The 4,138-nt window shown below is 57.8% G+C and carries 3 protein-coding genes; all 3 read right to left on the reverse strand.

Annotated features, from left to right (window positions below; genetic code table 11):
• The coding region (locus tag ACH2EH_RS14475; protein ID WP_395142754.1) for a methyl-accepting chemotaxis protein at positions 1-1,404 on the reverse strand (1,404 nt) is incomplete at its 3' end.
• Positions 1,401-3,836, reverse strand: a complete 2,436-nt coding sequence (locus ACH2EH_RS14480; protein ID WP_395142755.1) for a methyl-accepting chemotaxis protein — start codon at positions 3,834-3,836, stop codon at positions 1,401-1,403. The genes ACH2EH_RS14475 and ACH2EH_RS14480, both read right to left, overlap by 4 nt.
• The coding region (locus ACH2EH_RS14485; protein ID WP_395142756.1) for a chemotaxis protein CheW at positions 3,833-4,138 on the reverse strand (306 nt) is incomplete at its 5' end. The genes ACH2EH_RS14480 and ACH2EH_RS14485, both read right to left, overlap by 4 nt.

Consider the following 4,138-nt stretch of genomic DNA (forward strand, 5'->3'; position numbering starts at 1 on the left):
GATCTCGGTAGTCGCCTGGGTTACCTGCACCGCAAGCTTACGCACCTCATCAGCAACGACGGCAAAGCCAAGGCCATGCTCACGGGCGCGGGCCGCCTCGATAGTGGCATTGAGTGCAAGTAAGTTCGTCTGACGTGCAATGGAATTGATCGTCCCAACGATCCCACCGATCTGGTCGCTCTTGCCGCCTAAATCCTCCACTTTTGAGGAGAAAGCTCCCATCTGCTCCTCAATACGATGCATGCTATGGATTGTCTGGGCCACTGTCGTGCCGCTGTTGCGTGCTACCATCGCCGCACGCCCTGCCGATGAGGCAAAGCGCTCAGCCGAGCCGGAAAGTGCCTGTACAGCCTGCGCGGCAGCATCCATCTCCAGCCTAACGCTTCGTGCCATCATCTGCTGATCTCTGCTGGCAGTGCTCACACGATCGGTGGCCGCGCGCATGGCTTCCAGTGCAGAGAGCGCCTCATGCGTGCTGACCTCTTGCTCAGAGCAGCTCAGCGCAACCCCCTCACTCCGGCCCGCGACTTGCTCAACAGCCTGAGCCACCTCACCCATCAAGCGAGCTACCGCCCCCATCGCCTCGTTGGTCGAGGAAACGGCACCATCGAGCTGAAAACCCGTGTGGGCAGCCTGATCGGCGTCTTGCTTCACACGGGCCGCGACCTGGCTCAGCCGGGTAAAGACTTCTTGAAGCTCGGTGCGGGTGCGCTCCAGATCAGCGGTCTGGTGAGTAACGTCCTTCATGATGCTCAGACTTACCCGCCAGGCAAGCACTCCCGTCGCCACCAGCATACTAAAGCTCAGCAGGGCAAGAGCCAGCCCCGCAAACGCCACCACCCCCTGGGCCGTCGTTTCATCGCTCTCATAGCGCCGCGTCGCCAGCGAGACCACGGTGTCTACAGCACTGCGATGTTCTTGGTAGGCCACCTTGAGCGAGGTCGCCGTCAGCACCTGAAGCCGTGCGGTATCGCCTCGAAAGACCGCCGGGATATACTCTTGATTGAGTACCACGAAAAACCGCTGGGCCGCGGCGTGGGATCTCTCCAGCAGCGCCGTGCGTAGGGGGCTAGCAGGGAGATCCTTGTCCCAGAACGCATGCCGCTCATCGTAGTCCTTGCGAAGCTTCTTCAGGCTCTCCAATAGAATCAGTCGCTCCTCAGAGCGTGTGACATCTTTGAGCTGAAGCGCCACTAGGTAGCTCTCAATCAGATACTCAGGTGGCGGCAGCACATCCGCGATGAGATCTTTGGACTGCACGATACGGCTGTAGTAGGGGCCACCGACTTTAACGGACTGGAGCGCCCAGCCCGCCACGCCGCCAAGCAGAAGAAAGACCCCTAAAAATGCCCCTACTAAGAGCATTAGCTTGTTGCGAACGGAAGTAACAGAGACAAGTGTCATAGCCGTCCACTAGGCTCCCGACGACTCCGAAGAGCGTTCTCGGCAATGCGGAAGCTATTGCTAGGAGCTTGCTGCGAAGGCTCTTCCTCGTTGCTAAACTGATGTGTCAGTTCCGTAAGCTCCATGGCCATCTGTGCTAGCTGACTTGCGGAGCTAAGTGTTTGGCTTGCGCCTGTCGCTGTGGCCTGTGCACCTTGCGCAACCCCGCTCATATTTGCCGCGATCTCACTGGTGCCTCGTGCCGCCTCCTCAATCGTCCGGCTAATCTCCGACATCGTGGCGGACTGCTCCTCCACGGCGCTAGCAATCGTGTTCTGAAAGCCGTGAATCTGCCGGATTATCTCCTCGATCTCCGCAATAGCCGCCACTGCCGCCACCGTGTCTTTCTGGATTGCCTCGATCTTGCGACTAATGTCCTTGGTAGCTCCCGAGGTCTCTTTGGCAAGCTCTTTCACTTCATTAGCGACCACGGCGAAGCCCTTGCCTGCTCCGCCCGCTCGCGCCGCTTCAATCGTGGCATTTAGCGCCAGAAGATTGGTCTGCTCCGCAATGGAGTTGATTGTCTGGACAACCGCGCCGATCTCCCGACTGCTAGCCCCAAGCTTTGCCACCGTCCGGTTAACTTGATCTACCACTTGAACCGCGTGGGTGGCTACCATCGCCGCATCAGCGGCATTGCGAGCCACTTCACGGACGGCCATCCCGGTCTCTTCCGCACCGGAGGCAACCGTGGCGACGTTCTGATGCACTTCCTCGGAGGCACTGGCCACAAGCGCGGCCTGGGTTGCGGTCTGATCGGACGAAATACCCATGTTCTGGCTGATGCAGGTCAGCTCCTCCGACGCCATGAGAAGTGCATCCGCACTCCGGCTCACTGCCGCCATGGTCGCCGTGAGATTGGCCTCCATCCGCTTGCGTGAGGTTACATTCGTCGCCACAAGTGACACGCTTTTGAGCTGGCCACCTGCATCCAAAACGGGGTTGTAGGTCGCTTGAAGCCAGCGCTCTTTCTCCGCCTTGGCAATATACTTATGCTCCGTGGCCACGTAGTTGCCTGCCGTCAATTCCTGCCAGAAGCGGCGGTACTCATCTACGGAGTGGTACTTACTACACACCAGGGAGCGGTGGTGCTTGCCAATGAGCTCACTGGCTGAGTAGCCAATCAGGGCCAAAAAGCTGTCATTCGCCTTCGTAATAATTCCCTCAGGAGTGAACTCGATCACGAGCTGAGTCTGGTTGATCTGCTCAACATTGCGTGCCTTATTAAGCTCATCCACTTTGCGCACTGTGATATCGGTAGCGAACTCCACGATCTTATAGGGCTCGCCCTGGGGATTGAGAATCGGCGTGTAGATCGCCTGTAACCACCCAACCCGTCCATTCCGATCCACACGCTTATACTCGCCCATTTGATAGGAGCCCTGCACGAGATCTCTCCAGAACTGTCGGTATCCTGCACTTTTTTGCTCCTCGGGAACCACAAGGAGGCTATGGTGCTGCCCCTGAATCTGCTCCGCTCGATAGCACAGCAGGGTAAGAAAGCTCTCATTGGCGGTCAAGATGCTACCATCCATGCCGTACTCCACCACACACTGGCTTCGGTGAATCGCCTCAAGCTGCCCACGTGTGTCAGCATCTTTCTTTTCTTGCTCCGCAGCCTCGGTCTGGCGATGGTCCATCACGCGGTTGAACCAGTGCGCGACCTCACCGACCTCGCCCGCCTTGGTGTCGTCCATGCGGTCGGCCACACTGCCTCCCTGGGCCATTGTCTTGAAGTGATTGATGAGAGTGTTCAGGGGTAGCAGGACGCTACGCACAAGCAAAGAAAGCCCCACACCTGCCGTAATCAGCACGAACCAGGTCATGGCTCCCGTCTTGATACGGAGCTGGTCTACCGAGTCAATACCACTCTCTTTGCTAGACTTTCCGTCGGCCTCTAGTGCCTCGCTGACATTCGCCATCGCCCCTTCCAGCTCCCCAAAGGCTTTCAAGAAACCAGGGAACTGCGTGTTAGCCCCAAAGGGGTCGGTAAGTGCGCGATCGCCGATTGCTCCCGCAGTCAGAACATACTTTTCTAGCGCAGGCAGAACGCCTATGATGCGCTCACGGCTCAGTGGGCTCAGGGGAAGCTTTGCATTATCCGCTACGGCCTTGCGCAAAATCTCCGCATGTATGGAGAGATCCTTGCGAGCGGCTTGACGAGCTACCTGATCCTCTTTAGCCAGAAGCATAGCGAGTACATCGCCGCGTAGCGCATCGTGCATCATGTCCGCCTGCATATGATTGCGGATTGCCTGTGCGACGACCTGGCCACGGCTCAGCTCGCCACGGACGGAGTCTAATAAGCGTGCGGAGTAAAGTGCCATTCCTATGGCGATCACAATAGCGATCAGGCAGATCGCCCCAATCTTATTTCTGATGCTTCCCTTCATGCGACGGCCTGACTGCCGGTTATCTGGGCACAATTGAGGACAAGCAAGAGCTGGTTAGGAAGCTGGTAAACCCCCTGGATGCAATCTCGCACGCGCCCTTGCAGTGTCTTGGGTGGACGCTCGTGGCTACCGTGTTCTAGCTCAAGCACATCGCCGATCTCATCGACAAGAAGGCTAACTAACCCATCGTCGCTCTTGATAATGATATTCATGGCGGGCTTATTGTCAGGCCGCTCGCCGAGTAGGAGCAGCTTGCGCAGGTCTATCGCCGTGACTATCTGTCCGCGCAGGTTGATCAGCCC

Source organism: Armatimonas sp. (genome assembly GCF_043760365.1).
Lineage (GTDB): Bacteria > Armatimonadota > Armatimonadia > Armatimonadales > Armatimonadaceae > Armatimonas.

Bases quoted from the DNA above. Each gene is read 5' to 3' on its own strand.
- ACH2EH_RS14480 (WP_395142755.1), bottom strand. From the start codon at position 3,836: ATGAAGGGAAGCATCAGAAATAAGATTGGGGCGATCTGCCTGATCGCT.